The sequence below is a fragment of the Suttonella sp. genome, assembly GCF_056855035.1.
This window is the reverse complement of sequence record NZ_JBXGGR010000108.1, coordinates 1-2,534: the sequence shown is the minus strand read 5'-3', so window position 1 is coordinate 2,534 and position 2,534 is coordinate 1. Positions and strand designations below refer to the sequence as shown.

The following is a 2,534-nucleotide window of genomic DNA, read 5'->3' as shown; positions in this document are numbered from 1 at the left end:
GCTGATGCAAGCCCTGCCATTTCAGCCTGCCTATGCACGCATCGACGGACTGATTCAAGAAGATAATGCCTTTATTTGCAATGAAATCGAGCTGATAGAGCCGGCATTGTATTTGCCGCCGGAACGCATCGGAGAGGCGGCAAAACTCTTGCTAAAGTAACACTGTGAATACATGAGAATATCGTAAAGTTATCTAAATATATTCCACAGATTTATTCGGTTATACTCAAACCTCTTTCACACAAACCTAATGGAGAATATATGGGTACAGGTATTATCGGCATGATCGTCATCGGTTTCTTAGCTGGTCTGATTGCACGCGCGATCAAGCCTGGCAATGACAAATTAGGATTTTGGATGACCACGGGCTTAGGCATCGCAGGTTCCTTTGTTGCCGGCTTTCTCGGCTCAAGTCTAGGCTTATATCGCCAAGGCGAACCGGTCGGTTTTATCGCCTCCGTTATCGGCGCAATTATCATCTTGGTCGTATTTAGCATGATCGGCAAAAAAAAATAATCTTTCATCGCCGCAAAGCCTGCCGCCGCAGGCTTTTTTTATGCGCGCAATTCCTCTACTATAGACCGCCCTCAATCGCTAAAAAAACAAAAACAGGATACACATGCAAGCACGCGCCTTTTGCAAAATGCACGGATTGGGCAATGATTTCGTCATACTGGACTGCCGCCGGCAAGCCTTTGATTGGACAAGCGCAGAAATTCTCTCCCTTGCCGACCGCTACCGCGGCATCGGCTTTGACCAATTGCTGATTATCGAAAACCCCCGCCATCCGCAAGTCGATTTCACCTACCGCATCTTCAATGCCGACGGACAAGAAGTCGAACACTGCGGCAACGGCGCGCGCTGCTTCGCCAAATACCTGCGCGACAAGCAACTATTTGATTTCTCGCGCCCTGTACGCGTTGCCGTCAAACGCGGCATCATTGAAATCCGCCACATGGGGCAAATCGAAGGCAAAGACGAATTCTGCGTCGATATGGGCGTGCCCGACTTCACGCCCTTTACCGCCGCCCAAAACAGCGAACTCTACCAAAGCATCGGCGAACAGACATTCGGCATCGTCTCCATGGGCAATCCCCATGCCGTCTGCGAAATCGACGACAGCACGACAGCAGAAGTCGCGACAATCGGCAGCGCCCTGCAAAAACATCCGCTCTTTCCCGAGCAAGTCAACGTAGGCTTTATGCAAATCATTGACGAACATCATATTAAACTGCGCGTTTTTGAACGCGGCGTCGGCGAAACCCAAGCCTGCGGCACAGGCGCTTGTGCCGCAGCCGCCGTCGGCATTGCCCGCGCCGTACTGCGCTCGCCCGTGCGCGTCGAACTCAAAGGCGGCAGCCTGCGCATCGATTGGGAAGGCAAAAATCACGCGCTATTGATGAGCGGCGCGGCAGAAAGCGTCTTTGAAGGACAATTGCCCGCCCGCGCATGAGCATTGACAAATACTGCGATTTCTTGCGCTTTGAACGCGAACTGGCGCCCCTGAGCATCGCCACCTACCGCCGCCTGCTCGAACAAGCCGACCGGCATTTTGAACACAGCCTCATCCAACAAAACAGCCATACCCTGCAAAGCTACCTCAACCGACTGCGCCGCCAAGGCATCGCCGCCAACACTCTCATCCAGCACCGCGCCGCCCTGCGCGGCTACTTCGACTGGCTCAAACGCCAAACCCTGCGCGCAGACGACCCCAGCCTCGCCCTCGTCGTACCGAAAATACAAAATAAAATCCTGCCCAAAACCCTCAGCCCCGACCAAATCCGCCAATTATTGAAAGCGCCTGATACCGAGGCACCGGCAAGTGAATGGCGCAACCACGCCCTCTTTGAACTCATCTACAGCAGCGGACTGCGCCTTGCCGAAGTCGCCGCCCTCAACGCCGCCCCATTCTCGCCACCGCCTGACGAACTCGTCATACTCGGCAAAGGCGGCAAAGAAAGGCGGATTTTCATCGGCAGACAAGCGCAAACCGCCCTGCAACATTGGCTCAAACTGCGCCTGCAATGGCTTAAAAACCCTACCGAAACCGCCCTCTTCCTCAACCAAAGAGGCACGCGTCTGAGCAAACGCAGCATCGAAAAATTGCTAGAACAACATGCCGCCCGCCGCCTAAACGGCATACACGTCAGCCCCCACATGCTGCGGCACAGCTTCGCCAGCCATGTGCTGCAATCCTCCGCCGACATCCGCGCCGTGCAAGAAATGCTGGGACACAGCGACCTCTCCACCACCCAAAAATACACCCATCTCGATTTTCAGCATCTGGCAAAAATCTACGACCAAGCGCACCCGCGCGCACGCAAAAAAAAACCAAGACGGCGAATAAACAAAGCCTTGCCACCAGTCCCGTTTTAGACAATTCACAGAAAAACTATAGTCAATTCAAACCAAAGTAGTACGATAATCTATTCTCTACCGTCTTAAATTCTGACAAATGGCTTCTCAACCATTGCTTGATATTAGCCCACGTCTTTTCAATGGGATTTAACTCCGGAGAGTAAGGCGGTAGCGCT

4 protein-coding genes are annotated in these 2,534 nt (G+C 53.1%); 3 read left to right on the top strand and 1 reads right to left on the bottom strand.

Going from position 1 to position 2,534, the window contains the following annotated elements; all coding sequences use genetic code 11:
• Positions 1 to 261: 261 nt before the first annotated feature.
• From ACJHVI_RS09385 to ACJHVI_RS09375, 3 genes are all read left to right on the top strand, one after another.
• A complete protein-coding gene (locus ACJHVI_RS09385) occupies positions 262 to 516 on the top strand; it encodes a GlsB/YeaQ/YmgE family stress response membrane protein (RefSeq protein ID WP_115219446.1) in 255 nt (84 codons plus the stop codon).
• A 103-nt stretch (positions 517 to 619) separates the two neighbouring features.
• A complete protein-coding gene (gene dapF, locus ACJHVI_RS09380) occupies positions 620 to 1,453 on the top strand; it encodes a diaminopimelate epimerase (RefSeq protein ID WP_483184465.1) in 834 nt (277 codons plus the stop codon).
• Complete coding sequence (locus ACJHVI_RS09375; RefSeq protein ID WP_483184464.1) at positions 1,450 to 2,376, top strand: tyrosine recombinase XerC; 927 nt, start codon at positions 1,450 to 1,452, stop codon at positions 2,374 to 2,376. Before dapF ends, ACJHVI_RS09375 begins: the two co-directional genes overlap by 4 nt.
• 22 nt (positions 2,377 to 2,398) lie before the next feature.
• Here the strand turns inward: ACJHVI_RS09375 and ACJHVI_RS09370 are convergent.
• The coding region (locus ACJHVI_RS09370) for a transposase (protein WP_483183872.1) at positions 2,399 to 2,534 on the bottom strand (136 nt) is incomplete at its 5' end.